A 16,925-nucleotide genomic window follows, 5' to 3' on the forward strand; every position below is an offset into this window, starting at 1 on the left:
TTTGCCATTTTCAAGCCTCTATAGTTGTTTACCAAATCTTTTAATTTTTCGACTCTTCTAAAACATCATCCTCGGCAATATCTCCTTGTGGGATTTGCGGTTCATTGTTTAATTCTTCCACGGGCAAAAGTGTCATCGCTTGTGCCTGATTTCTCACAAAATTGGCAAGGTTTTGTAACTTAGAATTTCCAATGCGCAACTCTGCTGAGCCTACCTTGGTGATGATGGGCTTTATGTATTTGTCGTTGTAAGCATACTCGTTGTTACGTAGAGTTGAAACTGTCATGGCGATTATTTGCCGCATGTACATTGCAAACCTACCTTCATTTTGCGCGGTTGCAAGGCCTCGTAACGCATATTCGAGTTGTACCATCTTCTGTACAACAAAAATTTGTTCCACGATGTTGCCATTTCGATTGTTTATCATTGATGTAATCGCAATTTTTGGCGTAGTGTGTCCTTCGCGGATAATTTTTTCATCTAATATCATGTGACATTCGTTACACGCTGCTAGGGAAGTATATAAATTCTTTATTGAAATTTTACTGACGAGCTGCTCATGCATCACTTTGATGTTTTTTACGTGACATTTGTTGCAATTCGTTTGTGTTTTTCTGTCGCGGCGTTGGGCGCGTTCTTTTTCGATTATTCCCTTATTTTTGTTTAATCCTTTACCAAAATGAATTTTGTCATCTTTTGGTTTGGGTATTATCTTTTGCGGTTGCTTGGGCATACGCGTTTGAGCATCATTTGCAAACGAGTCTTGTGTTTTTTGTTCGTCGTTTTTTGAGGTATGCGTTTGCTGAGCCATACCAGCTCCACCTTGGGTGGCCTCAAAATTAAAGTCATCGTCCATTTCTGCCGATTCAGTACTATCAGCGCTTTCGGTGTCGTCCATTTCATCTACGTTTACCTGGCTCGGATCTCCGGGGGCTACGTCCGCTTTTTCGTCCGCATAGTCCATACCTGCATCGTCGGCGTATTCGATATCGCCCTCGTCCGCATCCTCTATTTCTTCGGCTTCTGCTGCAAGTGCTCGTTTTTGGTCTGCTGTGGTTTTTATTTCGTTCATTCTAGATATTTTTTGCTCTGTAAATTTGGACGCCTCTTCTTTCGCAACAGTCATTTCTGCATCTACGGCTTCGTTTGCCTCTGGAGTTTCATTTTTCTTTCCTGAGCGTAACTTCTTTCTGTACTTTGTTTTTTTGAGGTTATTTGCAGGCTCTACATTTGCCGTATCTTTTTCTCTATCTCTTTTGATTCTTTTGATTTCGTTACGCGCATTTTGCTTTTGTATCTTTGGTGCATTTTGCGGAACTTCCTGGCTTTTCGCAACAGCAGATTCAGTGGCAAAACGTTCTGGGTTTTGAAAGACAACAAACCACATTCCAAGTACAAACGACAGCAACAATCCCGCAGCCAGTGACAAATTTTGGTAAATTTTAAGCCACGGTGTCGGTGTGATGGCGCGCGAAATCTCTTGTTGTAAGTTTACTGGTGCCGACATTTTGGGCAAACTTCTCACAAGAGCAACTGTTTTGGACAGTTTTTGTAATTCGTTTGCGCAACTGCTACATTGTTTCATATGTTCTTCTAGAAGGTTTTTATCCTCTGTTGTTAGAAGCTCATCAATGTAATCAGATAATTGTGGCAAAACCTTATCACATTTCATACATTGTTCCTAACATGACAATCATTTATTATGTTTTGTAGTATGTTTGTTCCCAGACCAATACATCTAAGTGGCAAGATGGTTTGTTGCAGTGATGCAACGAAAATATGAGGTTGTTTCTAACAAATTACATAAAAACTAAAAAAATACTGTGCTATAGTTTGTAACACAGTCATCTCGCTAAAACGACACTACAGTTTGTTATACTGTCGGTTGAATCACTAGGTGATAGGGGTGAAAGGCATGGTAAATGTTACATTTTACTCACCCGTGGTACAGAGTGTTTCCGACGATTATTCATTTAGTTGCAGTCTATCGGTGTTTAGTTCCCAAAAAAATGATATTTTTTTATTTTGCGTTATCAGGAAACAACAGCGAGCTTTTGGCACTGTTTTGAAATTGAATAACCAAATGGTTTTGTCATTTTGATCGTAAATGATAACTGTGCGACCAAATTGTACAATCCCAACAGTTCTTAGAAGTAGTTTCATTTAAATAAAACAACAACGAATTGTTTGGTGAGGTCATTCTTTGTTTAAAATGGCTTCTAATTTTTCCTTTACTAAATTGCGAGCACGGTGGATACGTGAGCGAACAGTTCCGATGGGGCATTCTAATATTTCTTGCATTTCTTCGTAACTAAGACCTTCTATATCTCTGAGTACAATAGCAGTTTTGTATGGCTCTTCTAGCGAATCGATGGCTTGTTGCACAATGATTGTTTGTTCTGAATCTTCGGCTTTTTGACTCGGATCTTTCTCGTCGGATACAGGGTCGAACCAATTGTCTTCATTTTCGCTTTGGAATTTTGATATGGAAACAACTCTGTTGCGCATGCGCTTTCGGCGACTATTGGTTGCCGTGTTCACTGCGATGCGAAATAACCATGTGAAAAATGTTGAATGCTCCTTGAAATTTTTCAGCCCGCGGTAGGCATTGATAAAAGTATCTTGGACCAGGTCGCAAGCTAAATTTTCATCACCTGTTAGCCTGTAAACCACATTAAAAACACGATCCTGGTATTTTACAACTAAAGAGTCGAAGGCACTCTTGTTGCCTTGTTTGCATTCTGTTATAAGATGAGTATCATCATCTGAAAATTTTTTCCCCATTTGCTATGCCTTTAGACATTTTTTTTTACTTGAGAAGTTTATTGTAATTCATTAGAATAAATTCTAAAATATTGAAAAGTATCATAGCCGTCCAAGTGACCGGGAAAAGGTCTTTACACTTAATAATACAATACAAATGCTTTACCCAGCCTCTAATGAATTGTAATGCTTGTTACAAAAAATGTACACATAATTTATTGCCCTGACAGTTAGAGATGGAGCTATGTTATTCTTTTTTGCTATCTTTAGCAAACTTTTTTAACGAAATTCCAGAAGTCCATCCTCAATAATTTGGAGAGGCATCTGAAATGTCATATAAGAATAAACGTTTACCCTTTGTAATCGTTTATGTAAAAGGTTCCGCGATTCGCAAAAAAACTTTATAAGTGTAAAAGACTGTATGAAACATATTTCCATTTTCTGACACAACCCTTTTCATAATACTATATGGTACAACAGCATATTTCAGAAAGAATAAATAACTATGGGCTACCACGATAGGTTAAAAAGTATTATCAATAACAGAAATCCAGATGTACGATTGAAAGTTCCCAATGTACTAAAGAAAATGTACCGCCCAATGTTTTTGTATTTGATGAGATCAAAAATTAGAAAAGATTTTTCTGAAAATAAGATGCGCACACTTCTGGAAAACCATCCAAAAACTTTAGATAGTGCTATCGGCTTTTGTATATCCATTTACTGTTTGTGTGAACAAAATCGAATGGCCTATCAAGAGATACTCAATTGTTTGAAGTCAAGCAACTTCCAAAGAATTTTACAAAACTACGGTGATGGTTTTGGGGAGCAAGTTTTACGAGATGTTCACGAAGATACTATTACGGAACAAGATGCCGAAGGTGTTCATAGAACATTGCAGAGCACATTTGCCATATATACCGATAAAGACAACGAAGAATTGATCCAACAAACACTAAAAACTTTTGCCGAGACGGAAAATATAGAGGCTTATATCATCGGTAGTTTCAATAACTTAGCTGTTAATGCTTCTCTATGTAAAAAATATATAGCACTCTTTAAAAAGGTGCAAAGTCAACAGCCTTTGTTTTTATCTACACTACAAACAACATATTTCATCACAAAATATTTGGGAACGCACAAAGCCTATGTAAATTTTATAAAGCTTTGTGAAAAATTAGAAAATGAACGCTCCCTCCCCGAAGTGATTACTACTCTTAAAACTTTAGCACGCTACGGAAGCCCTGAGATTTTTGTCGACACAACCTCGTGGGCATGTGAAACTCCTGTAGATAAAAACTCTATAGTTAATATATTTAAACACAGTTATATATTGTTAGATCAAAAAAATCAATCTACATACTCTATGTTTTGTTTTGGTAAGTTTATGGCATATGTTAAAGATAAAGAACAGCGATTTATGGATATGCCTGACGAAGATCTAGAGTACTACATCGAAAAAGCTGTAGAATTTTTTGTCGAAGCTTAGATTTTGATGGTTTTGCCTTCCTAACCCATTTGAGGAAAGCAAAAAAATAAATATCGTACTGCTATTTTGTTCATGCGCTTCGTCCTCATATAATGTCGTCGTGTTTGGATGATAAAATTCCTGTGTAAAATTTGGGTATATTATTTATTTCCACTTCCCTAAGCAAAGTTTCTCTTCAGTGAACATCAAATGTATTTCGACTTAAAATTAAGGAATTTTTTATGACGCAATCCTTAGACGATGCTTTTTGCAATTATGTAATTTCCCAAGAAATTATTTCAAAAGAAACCATTAGCTTTGTAAAAGACAAGTACCCCAGCGTTTGTGTTCGCGAAGCACTTTTGTTAGATGATCAGTTACAAATAGAGTACTACACCGCAACGGTATCCATCTTAAATGAGCAAAATTTTGCGAAATCTGATATCTCTGAGTATTGGGATAAACGATTCATCGCCCATATAAAAAAAATCGAGTTTTTAACCGACCAGCAAATCGCCAAATTTCAAGAAAAATGCCTAGGGAAATCCATTTCATTTCGAGAGCTACTGGTTGTTACAGGAATATTACCTACCGATGAATATATAAATATGTTTCATGAGCTTTTGGTGGAACATACCCCCAACTCTCCCTCTGAATTTGGTACCTCAGAAATGGAATTTATTGAAAAAACAATAGACTCTATGGAGTCGTCACTAAAAAAGTCTTCCGCTGAACCTGATGCCTCAGAAAAAACGGTAAATCCAGATTTGTTTTCTCCATCCAAAACGGAAGATGCATCTACTCAAACATTAAATATGGTTGAGCCTCCTGTTACTAATAATGTCGAACATGATGCTTCGGCAATGACGGTTGACGCCGTAGAGGGCCCTATACGTATAACACCCGATAATTATTTCGAAAATGACGCTTCGGCAATGACCGTGGATTCGGTAGTGCCACCGATTACCCCGCAAGACAATTTTTTGGATACAGGTGCTTCGCACCAACAACACGACGCTTCAGCGATGACAATTGACGCTGTAGAGCCACCATTAGTTCCCCAAGAGAACTTTTTAAAAGCAGATGGATCATGTGAAGAGTACGACGCTTCGGCAATGACTGTCGATGCTGTGGAACCACCACTAACTCCCCAAGAGAATTCAAGCGGTCCTAACCAGGAATCGGATGCTTCGGCGATGACTGTTGATGCCGTAGAGCCCCCTTTTGTTCAGCAACGTAACTCCTACTTTGACGATGGTATAGGCAATGATGTCTCGGCAATGACTGTGGATGCCGTAGAATCTCCTGTGGCACAAAGTAACTCCTATTTTGATGAGTCAAAAATGTCCTCATCGTATTTTTCTGGTGAGCAAGAACCAGAAAAGGAAGAGAATATCGATACGGCGAAAACAATCGCCAGTGATATCACATTTTCGGAATACATGGAGTCTTTAAACGATGAGAAAGCTACGGGGCATATCGAGTCGCCAGCAATGAATACCACATTTACAGAACAAACGCTGGACAAAAGTAAATCTTATAAGAACAAGGAAACACAAAGAGATCTTTCCAGTATTGAAATTATTGAGCCAGCTAGTCCAAATCCTCCATGTGATGCATCTTCGGAAACACTTATCGAAAATTTGACGACAGATAACCTAATGGTTGTGGAAGATCGTGTCGAAACAGTAAAGGAAGAGGCGCGAGACGAAGAAGCGACTTTGGATATGAATTCTCAAGACATCAATGTTATGTTACAAGAGAAACAAGATATCGATGTTTCTGCAAAGACCGTTCAAAGTGATAGCGACTTTGATTCATATGGAAATACGGTTATTGATGCCAATATTCACGGCAAAAATCGCGAAATGGAAGATGCTTTTCCCTCTTCCATCGTCGAGCAAATTGATGGACTAGATGAAAAAACCACAAATCTCACCAACTTGATACGTGAGATGCGTGAAAGTCAAGTTCTTCAAGTTCCGCCAGGGTTCGCTAAACGCAAAAGTTTTGCGGGGGGGGTTATCGTTGTTTTTTTGCTGGTAGTTTCTGCGGGGACTTACGTTTGGTTTAATTTGCCTAAAAAGGCGGGCGCTACCGAAGATTGGGAGTCTTTAAAAGCGGAAAACGAAAAACTGCGAAATGCTCTACAGCAAAAACAGCAAACGTCTATCTACTACGATGAACAACAATACGACTTAGCGATTGGTGAGTTACTAAAACAAGAGAATATAACACCACAGCAACAATTCTTATTGGCAAAGTGCTATTACCGAACGCAAAGATATCAGGAAGCGGAAAAGATTTTGCGCAAATTGACAAAACTTTACGCGGATAACAAGCGTTACACGTTCTTTTTTGCCAAAATACTAACAGCACTTGAAGAAGAACCGGTAAAGATTTTTGAATTTTACAACAGAGCACAAAAGCTGGGCTTTCCTGAGGATTTAGTTTTATTGGAAAAACTAAATATCAATGTTCGGTATGACTTGATTGACGCTGAGGAATTTGAGAAAAAATGTGCGGAATTACCGAAAGATCTACTTAAAGTAACGGAGATAAAGGGGCATTTTTACAGCAAGCAAAAACAGTGGAAGAAAGCCGTGGAAGCGTACAATAAACTTCTGGAAAAGCAACCGCTGAAAAAATTTTATTTTGCGCGTGGAAAAATTCACTATGAGATGTCGGAGTGGAAGTTGGCCTATGAAGATTTTCGGGTGTCCGCCAAAGGAGCTGTGTTTACTGCCCCATCATATTATCACATAGCACTGATCTTGGCACGAGTCAATAAAAACAAGAAAAAAGCCTTTTTCTATTTCAGGAACGCTATTGAACACGATGCCAGTCGAAGTGAGTATTTTCAGCAGCGTGGCTGGCTATTTTTTACCGAAAAGCAGTATGCAAATTCGGTGAAAGATTTTGAAGCGGCGTTAAAGAGGGACCCGCAGCGTAAAGAATTGCATGGGTATTTGGCTTTGGCATATGAAAAACAAGGAAAAAAATCTTTGGCGGAAAAAACAATACAACTTGCCTTGCAAGATAAAACACCCGAAGTTTTTTTCGTTGTGAGCCAATACTACAGACAGGTAGGGGAAATTTCCAAGGCAATTTCTATGGCTCAAAAATCTATCAAGCTTGCCCCGAAAACAAATTGGCAAGCGTATGAGCTTCTCGGCGATATTTACCAAAGAAAATCGCAAAAAAAATTGGCGAAGGATAATTGGGGGAAAGCTCTGGAAATTAAGCCTTACAGCAAGAGTTTACGCGGGAAAATCAAATAAGATTTTACCTATATGACAAAAATTTGCAAAAAACTTTTTTTTTTACTTGCAATCACGTTTTTTGTTTATATAATACCCTTCACATTGCTAGCGTAGCTCAACGGTAGAGCTCTCGCCTTGTAAGCGAGGGGTTATGGGTTCAAATCCCATCGCTAGCTATAGAAGAAATCGGTGGTGTACCCAAGTGGCCAAAGGGGGTAGACTGTAAATCTACTGACGGACGTCTTCGAAGGTTCGAATCCTTCCGCCACCATGACGCGGGTGTAGCTTAATGGTAAAGCACCAGCCTTCCAAGCTGGCTATGTGAGTTCGATTCTCATCACCCGCTCTTCTTTATCCTACAATGCTACCGTAGCTCAGTGGTAGAGCACATCCTTGGTAAGGATGAGGCCATGGGTTCAATCCCCATCGGTAGCTTAGGAAACTTCCTTATTTCTTTTTATCATATCTAAAAATGTCAGTTACCTAACCTATCCCCCTAAAACATCAAAAACCTTTCATAAGTAACCGACATTTCGGATTCCATATTAATAGTTTAAATTATTGAAGGATGTATCCCCATGGCGAAGGAAAAGTTCGAACGGAATAAACCTCACGTTAACGTGGGCACCATTGGTCACATTGACCACGGAAAAACAACACTGACAGCAGCAATTTCTCACGTGTTGGCTCTAAAAGGTACAGCTAAAAAGATGAACTTTGAAGACATCGATAAAGCTCCTGAAGAGAGACAACGTGGTATTACGATTTCTGTTTGTCACATTGAGTACGAAACAGAAAAACGTCACTACGCGCACGTAGACTGCCCAGGACACGCAGACTACATCAAGAACATGATTACAGGTGCTGCACAGATGGATGGTGCGATACTTGTTGTTGCTGCTACAGATGGTCCAATGCCTCAAACCAGAGAGCACATTTTGTTAGCACGTCAGGTAAACGTTCCGGCGATCGTTGTATTTATGAACAAATGCGACATGATGAAAGATGAGCCAGAACTTATCGAACTAGTTGAGATGGAACTGAGAGAACTTCTAGACAAGTATGAGTTCCCTGGTGACGATATTCCTATCGTTCAAGGTTCTGCACTTCTAGCTGGTCAAGCGGAAAGCGCTGACGATGAAAATGCTAAGGGTGTTCTAAACTTGATGGACGCAGTAGACTCTTATATTCCTGATCCTGAACGTGCGGTTGATAAGCCATTCTTGATGCCTATCGAAGACGTTTTCTCTATCAAAGGTCGTGGTACAGTTGCGACTGGTCGTGTAGAACGCGGTATCATCAAAATGGGTGACAACATGGACATCGTTGGTGTGAAAGACACACAAAAAACCGTATGTACCGGTGTTGAAATGTTCCGCAAACTACTCGATGAAGGTATGGCCGGTGATAACGTTGGTATCCTTCTAAGAGGTATTGATAAGAACAATGTGGAAAGAGGACAAGTACTTGCTAAGCCAGGTTCTATCAATCCTCACACTAAATTCAAAGCAGAAGTTTACATCTTGACAAAAGATGAAGGTGGACGTCACAAGCCTTTCTTCTCTGGATATCGCCCACAGTTCTATTTCCGTACCACAGATGTAACTGGAAAAGCAGACGTACTGAATGCTGAGATGGTTATGCCTGGTGACAACGTCACATTGGAAGTTGAGCTAATCACACCTATCGCTCTTGAAAAAGAATTGCGTTTCGCGATTCGCGAAGGTGGAAAAACAGTAGGTGCAGGTGTAATTACCGAGATCATCGAATAATAAAAAAAGTGCCATAAAGTAATACAACAACGCTGCAAATTTACGTTTGCAGCGTTGACTTTTGGACATAGGACCTTTATTTATTTTCAAGAGCATTATTATACTTATAAAACAAATCATCATTTCAAAAAAAGGAGTGGCAAAATGCCTTTACTCCCCATTTACAAAAAAAAGCAGGGCCAAGTTGTTCGTTGGACAGCATTTCTAACCTTTGTTGCTTTATGGTTATTCGCAACATATAGATGTTTTGGTAGTTTTCCTGAGTGGGAGTGGACAAGTACCGTTTATATGGAAGGGATCGTGATCCCCCTCATAGACTATTCCTTGCCTGTAGTAACACCTAAATTGTTAGTTTCTCTGGGCATAGGTCTACTTTTAATCATTATGTCTGCTTACTTTTGTTTTTTAAGCCAACGAACTTCTGACTTCTTAATTGATACCGAAAGTGAAATGAGAAAAGTTTCCTGGCCAACAATGAAGGAAGTTGTAAAGTCATCCACCGTAGTTATCATAGCAATAATAATACTAGCACTTTATCTATTTGTTGTTGACATAGGATTTGACTCTATCTTTCAACGTGTTTTTTAGTAAGGTATAACATGAGTTTACCAGAAAATCCAGATACAAAAGAAGACAATGACCTAGAAAACCCAGAAGAATCTCCTCAGGTGGTCAACAATGAACTCGTAGAAGAATATGACAAAAAGTGGTATATTCTACGCGTGCAAAGTGGAAAAGAAGATCGAGTAAAAACAAACCTTCAAAAAAGAGTTATTGCAGAAAATATGCAGCACGTTATATCGGATATTGTTGTTCCGAGTGAATTAGTGTCTGAAATAAAAAAGGGATCAAAACGTGTTGTGGAAAGAAAGTTATACCCTGGTTATGTCATGGTGGAAATGGAACTAAATGATGAGACTCATTATTTAGTAAAAGGAACTCCCGGTGTAGGGGATTTTGTAGGACCTCCTTCAAAACCAATACCGATGTCAGATGAAGAAGTGGAAAGAATGTTGGCAAATTGTTCTCAATCGAAAGATAAGCCAAAACCAAAGGTATCTTTCAAAAAGGGACAAAATATCAAAATCAAAGAAGGTCCATTCGAAAACTTCGACGGCATTGTTGACGAAGTAAATGAACAAAAAGGTATAGTCAAGGTTATTGTTGGTATATTTGGTCGCTATACTCAAGTTGAGTTAGAATATTGGCAAGTAGAGAGTTTATAAACCACCAGATGTAACAATTGACATAAAGTAGAGGAAATCATGGCCAAGAAAAAGAAAAAAGTTGTCGCCTTAGTAAAACTTAAATGCCCTGGTGGACAGGCAACTCCTGCACCACCTGTAGGACCAGCTTTGGGTCAGCATGGTTTGAATCCCGGCGAGTTTGTAAAAAGATTTAATGACATGACCCGTGATCAAATGGGCATACCTATTTCGATGATCCTTCATGTATATGATGATCGAAAGTTTGACATCGAACTGAAAGGATCTCCAACCTCATTTTTGCTAAAACAAGCAGCAGGTGTAGCAAAAGGATCAGGTGTCCCGAACCGCGAAAAAGTGGGTACAGTAACAAAAGCACAGGTTCGTGAAATAGCAGAACAAAAAACAAAGTATATGAATTCACATACTCTTGACCAAGCGATGCTTGTTGTTGCAGGAACTGCAAGAAGTATGGGAATAACGGTCGTTGATGAGTAATATGGTAATAGTTATCCAATTGCTTGTAAATACGTAATTTACATTTTAGCAAAATAGATCGGTATATTAAAATGGCAAAGAAAAAGGCAGAAAAAAAAGCTGAAGTAACAACGGAAGCTCCCAAGGAAGAAAAGAGAAGAAAACGCCCAGGTCCAGCAAACAGAAGACCTTCTTCCAAACGCCATGCTGAAAATCTAACTAAAGTAGATAAAAAGAAGAGATACGCTCTAGACGAAGCTATCAGTATTTTGCAGGATTGCAAAAAAACAAAGTTTGATGAAACAGTAGAAGTTTCCATGAAACTTGGTATCGATCCTCGTAAATCAGACCAGTTGGTTAGAGGCTCTGTATCCCTTCCGAAGGGAACAGGAAAATCAGTTACCATTTTAGTTTTTGCAGAAGGCGATATTGCCAAGCAAGCTGAAGAAGCTGGTGCAGACTACGTTGGTAGCTCTGAGTATGCGGATAAGATTCAAAAAGAAGGTTGGTTAGACTTTGATATGGTGATTGCACATCCTTCGATGATGCGCCATGTTGGTAAATTGGGTAAAATACTTGGACCAAAAGGTAAAATGCCGTCACCAAAATCAGGAACCGTAACACCAAATGTGGGACAAGCCGTAAAGGAATTTAAGGCAGGTAAAGTAGAGTTCCGTTCTGATAGTGGGGGTAATGTTCTTGCACCACTAGGAAGATTGAGCTTTGCATCTGAAGATTTAGTTGCCAATGCTACAGCTTTTATTGAGCACATTCGCAACATAAGACCTTCAACCGCAAAAGGTACATACATGGAAAAAGTATGTATTTCGTCCTCTATGGGACCAGGTCTAATGATCGATACTGGCAAATAAGTTAGATAGGCGGAGTATACAATGTCCAAACTATTAAAAAAGCGAATGGCTGATGAACTAACTAATGAAGTAGAATCTCTTGAAAGCTTTCTATTGTATGACTATACAGGTTTAAAAGCTGAAGATGTCCATAGCCTACGAAGCGCTTGTTTTGAGAAAGAAGTGAAAGCCAAAGTTGTAAAAAACACGATGGCCAAACTTGCTTTGTCGTCAGATTCATATCCTGAGGAAGTGAAAGCTCTCTTCAAAGGACCAACTGCGATGGCATATGGTGGAGACAGCATAGCGTCTGTGGCCAAACTCCTCGTAGAATTTCGTAAAGAAAACAAAAAGCTAGTGATTAAAGGTGGTTATATACCAGGGAAAGTTTTAAATGCGGATGATGTTGAAGCACTTTCAAAAGTTCCTTCTCGCGAAGAATTGCTATCGATGCTTGCCGGTGTTTTCCAAGCGCCAATGCAACAAATTGCAAGTATTCTTGCTGGACCACCTCGAAATATATCAAACATACTAAGCAACTTAACTTCCAAAATGGAAGAAAACAATATCGAAAGCGTTGGGGACGCGGCAAGCTAATCCTCAATAAAAAAAACATTAAAAACCTAGGTTAATATTTAATTTGGAGATAATAACATGTCTGATGTAGCAAAGTTAGTTGAAGATATCCAAAAACTATCTGCAGAAGATAAAAATAATCTACTTTTGGAAGTATTCAAAACATACAACGTTTTACAACTTAAAGATTTCAAAGATGCTTTCTGCGAAACTTTTGACGTCGAAGCATCCGCACCTGTTGGTGGTATGATGATGATGGCACCTGGTGCTGGTGATGGTGGCGGTGGTGCTGATGAACCAACAGAGTTCGATGTAGTTCTTACATCTGCTGGCGACAAAAAAATCGGCGTTATCAAAGCTGTTCGCGCAATCACTTCTCTTGGTTTGAAAGAAGCAAAAGAGCTAGTTGATAAAGCACCTCAAGCTGTAAAAGAGAAAGTATCTAAAGACGAAGCTGAAAAAATCAAAGGTGAACTAGAAGCAGCAGGCGCTTCAGTAGAAGTTAAAGGCGTCGGCTAATATTTTCGGAAAAGAGACTAGTTCTGTCTCTTGATTCACAAAAAAATAAGTAACAGATTATAATTTATGGTTAGGGAAAAAAGCCCAAAACACACGCATAAATTGTAATCTGTTACTTTTATTTTGTAGAAAAAACATTTTTATGCTTTTTAAAGCCCTTTTATGGAGCTAAAACACACATGAAAGTTTCTCCGAAAAAAAAACATTATGGCAGATACAAAGAAGTTATCGAAGTTCCTAATTTAATTGAGTTGCAACTGAGGGCGTACGAAGACTTCTTACAAATGGAAGCTCCCTTTATTGATCGCGAAGACAAGGGACTTGAAGCCATCATTCGTAAAGTTTTTCCGATTAAGAGTTATGACGGAAAAATGTCTCTAGAGTATTTGTACTACGAGCTGGGAAAACCACGCTACAATCCTGATGAATGCCGTAAACTCAAACTAACTTACGGCGCTCCCTTTACCATACGCGTTCGTTTGAACATCGAAGGTCGTGATCCTATTGAGGATGATGTTTACCTTGGTGAGATACCAATCATGATCGGTGGGGGAGAGTTTATCATTAATGGTGCCGAGCGTGTGATTGTCAGTCAGTTACATAGATCTCCAGGTATTGATTTCGCAGAAGAAAAGCATTCTAGCGAGAAACACCTACAAACTTGCTGGATTATACCTGAGCGAGGAAGTTGGATTGAGATAAATGTAACAAAAAAAGAAACCCTTGTGATTCGCATAGACCAAAGCGGAAAAATCCCCATTACAATCTTCATTCGTGCTATGGGACCCGAATACTCGACTGATGAATCTATTATAAAGCTCTTTTACGAAACACAAACTATTTCGTTGAGAAGTAGTAAGGCATCTAAAGAACTTGCACAAAGAATTTTAGCATCTTCTATCCAAATCAATGATGCTGTAGAGCAGGATAAATTACTACAAGTACCTGCTGGAACATCTTTGACCGATGACCTGATCAAGAAAATTTGCGATAGTGATCTAAAATCGGTGACTGTCCTCAAAGAAAAGAAAAATCGTATTGATAATCTTATTTTGAAGACTCTGGAAGAAGATCCGACAAGTGACTTGAAACGCAACAAAGAGAAGGAACCAGAAGGCTATGTCGCAGCTTTGGCGCGCATTTTTGCACGACTACGTCCTGGTACACCCTTTAACTTAGAAAGAGCAAAGAATCTGTTCTTCGAGAAATTTCACGATCCTACACGTTATCGTTTAGGACCTGTTGGCCGTTTTCGCCTCAACCGAAAATTTGGCCAAAAAGTGAATCCTCAAGAGATGGTTTTGACACCAGAAGATATATTTAATTCTGTAAACTACATTTTGAAACTGAGAAAAAATGAAGGTGAAGTAGACGACATTGACCACTTAGGTAACCGTCGTGTACGAACAATCGTCGAGTTGGCAGGAGATGAGTTCTACAAAGGATTCTTGAAATTAAATCGTACAATCAAAGAACGAATGAATATCGAAGCTGAAGAGACATTATCTCCTAAAAATCTCATTAACTCAAAAACAATATCTTCTGCGGTAGATTACTTTTTTGGAAGAGGTGAACTTTCACAAGTCGTAGACCAAACCAACCCGTTAGCACAACTTACGCACGAAAGACGTTTGTCTGCTCTAGGTCCTGGTGGTCTTAACAGAAAAAGAGCTGGATTCGAGGTACGCGACGTTCACATTTCGCACTATGGTCGTATTTGTCCTATCGAAACACCAGAAGGTACAAACATTGGTTTGATATCTAGTTTGGCGATCTACACCACAATCGATGAGTATGGATTTTTAGTTTCACCTTATCTTGTGGCAAAGAACGGAAAAGTAACGCAAGAGATCAAATATCTACGTGCAGATGAAGAGCACAACAAAGTGATTGCTCCCGCAGACAGTGTCGACTCTAAAGGGAATTTTTACAACCGCTTTGTGATTGCACGTGTAAACGGTGACTACCAACATATTTCGAATAAAAAAGTAGATTACTGTGATATTTCACCAAAGCAGATGGTTGGTGTGTCGGCTTCTTTGATTCCATTTCTCGAACACAACGACGCAAACCGCGCTTTGATGGGATCAAACATGCAGAGACAAGCTGTTCCTCTTCTTGTTACAGAAGCACCTATTGTTTCGACGGGGATGGAAAAAGCTGTTGCGCAAAATTCAAGCATGGTGATTTGCAGCGAAATTGATGGTAAAGTGAAATCGGCGACTGCTGAGCGCATTATTGTTGAAGATAAAAAACAGGAAATAGAATACAAATTACGCAAGTTTGTGGGATTAAACGAAAGAACATGTTTAAACCAAAAACCGATTGTTCGTGCGGGAGACAAGGTAAAGAAAAACCAAGTAATTGCCGACGGTGCTGCGACAGATCAAGGGCAGCTGGCTTTGGGACGAAACGTTCTAGTTGCGTTCATGCCTTGGGATGGTTACAACTTTGAGGATGCGATCATTGTTTCTGAAAAGTTAGTAAAAGAAGACTACTACACATCCATTCATATCGATGAATTTGAAGCCGAAATACGCGAGACAAAATTAGGGAAAGAAGAATTTACCAGAGATATACCTAACGTTTCTGAAAGAGCTCTTCTCAATTTGGATGACGATGGTATCGTAAAAGTGGGAACAATAGTTCGCCAAGGAGATATTTTGGTGGGTAAGGTTGCACCAAAAAATAAATCTGAGCTATCTCCAGAGGAAAAACTACTTCATGCGATATTTGGTCGTGCAGGTGAAGACGTTAAAAACGATAGTTTAGAAGTTCCTTCTGGTGTGGAAGGTATTGTAATCCATACCCAAAAATTTGCGCGTAAATTGAAATCTAAAGATGCTGCTGAGGCAACAAAAAACAAGGCAGAATTAGATAAAATCGAACAACTACACCTGGAAACATTTGAAAATACTCTTCGCGATTTGTCGAAAGAGTTGGTGAGTGTTTTTGGGGACAATGTGCTGACAGAGAAAATAACCTGGCCAAAGAATCCGACTCTAAAGAGCCTAAAAGACGTAAAAGAAAAATTGAACATAAATCGTTTAAAACTGTCTAGCCGTGAAAAACGAGTAGAGGCAGCGCAAATTATCAAACAACATATGGACATCATTATGGAATCTGAAGACCAGAAGAATAAGCAGAGTACTCTGTTGCAGTCTGGTGATGAACTTCCTCCTGGTGTTCTAGAATTGGTGAAGGTCTACATTGCCACCAAACGTATTTTATCTGTGGGTGATAAAATGGCGGGTAGACACGGAAACAAAGGGGTAATTTCGAAAATACTCCCTGAAGAAGATATGCCATTTCTCGAAGATGGAACACCTGTTGAGATTATTTTGAATCCTTTGGGTGTACCTTCACGTATGAACGTTGGACAGATATTGGAGACACATCTCGGGTGGGCAGCGAAAAAGCTAAACTTTCAAGCGATAACACCTATTTTTGATGGTTGTTCCGAAAAGCAAGTGGAAGAAGCACTCGAAGAAGCGGGTTTGCCAAAAAATGGAACCTGTTATCTTTACGACGGTCGTACAGGAGAACGCTTTGATCAAAAGACAACAGTTGGTTACATCTATATGTTGAAATTGCACCATCTTGTCGATGATAAGGTTCACGCTAGAGCAACAGGACCATACTCTCTCATCACCCAGCAACCTCTTGGTGGTAAAGCCCGTTTTGGTGGGCAGCGATTTGGAGAGATGGAAGTATGGGCTCTTGAAGCATATGGCGTTGCAAATATCTTACAAGAGTTGTTGACGGTAAAATCTGATGATGTAGAAGGGCGTACCAAGATTTACGAATCGATGGTGAAAGGGGAAAATACCCTGGAGCCAGGAACACCTATCTCTTTTGAGGTTCTTACCAATGAGATCAAAGGGCTTGCTCTTGATATGCAACTGCACAAAAAGAAAGTAAAAAAGCGTCCTTCGGGAAAAAATACAACAAGTTAACCTTAACAGTACCTCGCCATTAACTTGTTTGAAAAAGGGTACAATGTTGGTTACATTTTTATTGCGTGACCATGA

The 16,925-nt window shown here is 39.3% G+C and carries 12 protein-coding genes and 4 tRNA genes; 14 read left to right on the forward strand and 2 right to left on the reverse strand.

The window, feature by feature from the left end; translation table 11 throughout:
• Nucleotides 1-40 precede the first annotated feature (40 nt).
• Together UABAM_RS19405 and UABAM_RS19410 are read right to left on the reverse strand one after the other, a co-directional pair.
• Nucleotides 41-1,672: an anti-sigma factor family protein gene (locus tag UABAM_RS19405; protein WP_151969659.1), complete on the reverse strand. Its 1,632-nt coding sequence runs from the start codon at nt 1,670-1,672 to the stop codon at nt 41-43.
• 524 nt (nt 1,673-2,196) lie between these two features.
• On the reverse strand, nt 2,197-2,784 hold the full coding sequence (locus tag UABAM_RS19410) for a sigma-70 family RNA polymerase sigma factor (protein ID WP_151969660.1): 588 nt from the start codon (nt 2,782-2,784) through the stop codon (nt 2,197-2,199).
• Between the two features lie 484 nt (nt 2,785-3,268).
• On the opposite strand from UABAM_RS19410, the gene UABAM_RS19415 reads away from it, so the two are divergent.
• From UABAM_RS19415 to rpoB, 14 genes are all read left to right on the forward strand, one after another.
• Nucleotides 3,269-4,252 carry a hypothetical protein gene (locus tag UABAM_RS19415; protein WP_151969661.1) on the forward strand — a complete coding sequence of 328 codons (984 nt, stop codon included), beginning with the start codon at nt 3,269-3,271 and terminating at the stop codon, nt 4,250-4,252.
• Between the two features lie 221 nt (nt 4,253-4,473).
• On the forward strand, nt 4,474-7,512 hold the full coding sequence (locus UABAM_RS19420; protein ID WP_151969662.1) for a tetratricopeptide repeat protein: 3,039 nt from the start codon (nt 4,474-4,476) through the stop codon (nt 7,510-7,512).
• Between the two features lie 86 nt (nt 7,513-7,598).
• A tRNA-Thr gene (locus UABAM_RS19425) sits at nt 7,599-7,670 on the forward strand.
• 12 nt (nt 7,671-7,682) lie between these two features.
• A tRNA-Tyr gene (locus UABAM_RS19430) sits at nt 7,683-7,765 on the forward strand.
• A gap of 4 nt (nt 7,766-7,769) precedes the next feature.
• Nucleotides 7,770-7,840: transfer RNA gene (locus tag UABAM_RS19435), tRNA-Gly, on the forward strand.
• A gap of 17 nt (nt 7,841-7,857) precedes the next feature.
• Nucleotides 7,858-7,929 (forward strand) — tRNA-Thr (locus tag UABAM_RS19440).
• Between the two features lie 143 nt (nt 7,930-8,072).
• Entirely contained in the window at nt 8,073-9,266 is a 1,194-nt protein-coding gene (tuf, locus tag UABAM_RS19445) for an elongation factor Tu (protein ID WP_151969663.1), read from the forward strand.
• 144 nt (nt 9,267-9,410) lie between these two features.
• The gene (secE, locus tag UABAM_RS33790) at nt 9,411-9,854 is read left to right on the forward strand and encodes a preprotein translocase subunit SecE (RefSeq protein WP_229759280.1); all 444 of its coding nucleotides are present in this window, start codon (nt 9,411-9,413) and stop codon (nt 9,852-9,854) included.
• Nucleotides 9,855-9,865: 11 nt separating this feature from the next.
• Nucleotides 9,866-10,492, forward strand: coding sequence for a transcription termination/antitermination protein NusG (nusG, locus tag UABAM_RS19455; RefSeq protein WP_151969664.1), 627 nt, complete (start codon nt 9,866-9,868; stop codon nt 10,490-10,492).
• A 39-nt stretch (nt 10,493-10,531) separates the two neighbouring features.
• Nucleotides 10,532-10,969 carry a 50S ribosomal protein L11 gene (gene rplK, locus UABAM_RS19460; protein ID WP_151969665.1) on the forward strand — a complete coding sequence of 146 codons (438 nt, stop codon included), beginning with the start codon at nt 10,532-10,534 and terminating at the stop codon, nt 10,967-10,969.
• A gap of 71 nt (nt 10,970-11,040) precedes the next feature.
• Nucleotides 11,041-11,820 (forward strand): 50S ribosomal protein L1, encoded by a 780-nt coding sequence (gene rplA, locus UABAM_RS19465; protein WP_151969666.1) that lies wholly within the window; start codon nt 11,041-11,043, stop codon nt 11,818-11,820.
• 21 nt (nt 11,821-11,841) lie between these two features.
• Nucleotides 11,842-12,396: a 50S ribosomal protein L10 gene (gene rplJ, locus UABAM_RS19470; protein ID WP_151969667.1), complete on the forward strand. Its 555-nt coding sequence runs from the start codon at nt 11,842-11,844 to the stop codon at nt 12,394-12,396.
• 87 nt (nt 12,397-12,483) lie between these two features.
• Nucleotides 12,484-12,894, forward strand: coding sequence for a 50S ribosomal protein L7/L12 (gene rplL / locus UABAM_RS19475; protein ID WP_152022036.1), 411 nt, complete (start codon nt 12,484-12,486; stop codon nt 12,892-12,894).
• 179 nt (nt 12,895-13,073) lie between these two features.
• Entirely contained in the window at nt 13,074-16,850 is a 3,777-nt protein-coding gene (gene rpoB / locus UABAM_RS19480) for a DNA-directed RNA polymerase subunit beta (protein ID WP_151969668.1), read from the forward strand.
• Nucleotides 16,851-16,925: the final 75 nt, after the last annotated feature.

This window comes from Candidatus Uabimicrobium amorphum, from assembly GCF_009002475.1.
Taxonomy (GTDB): Bacteria; Planctomycetota; Uabimicrobiia; order Uabimicrobiales; family Uabimicrobiaceae; genus Uabimicrobium; species Uabimicrobium amorphum.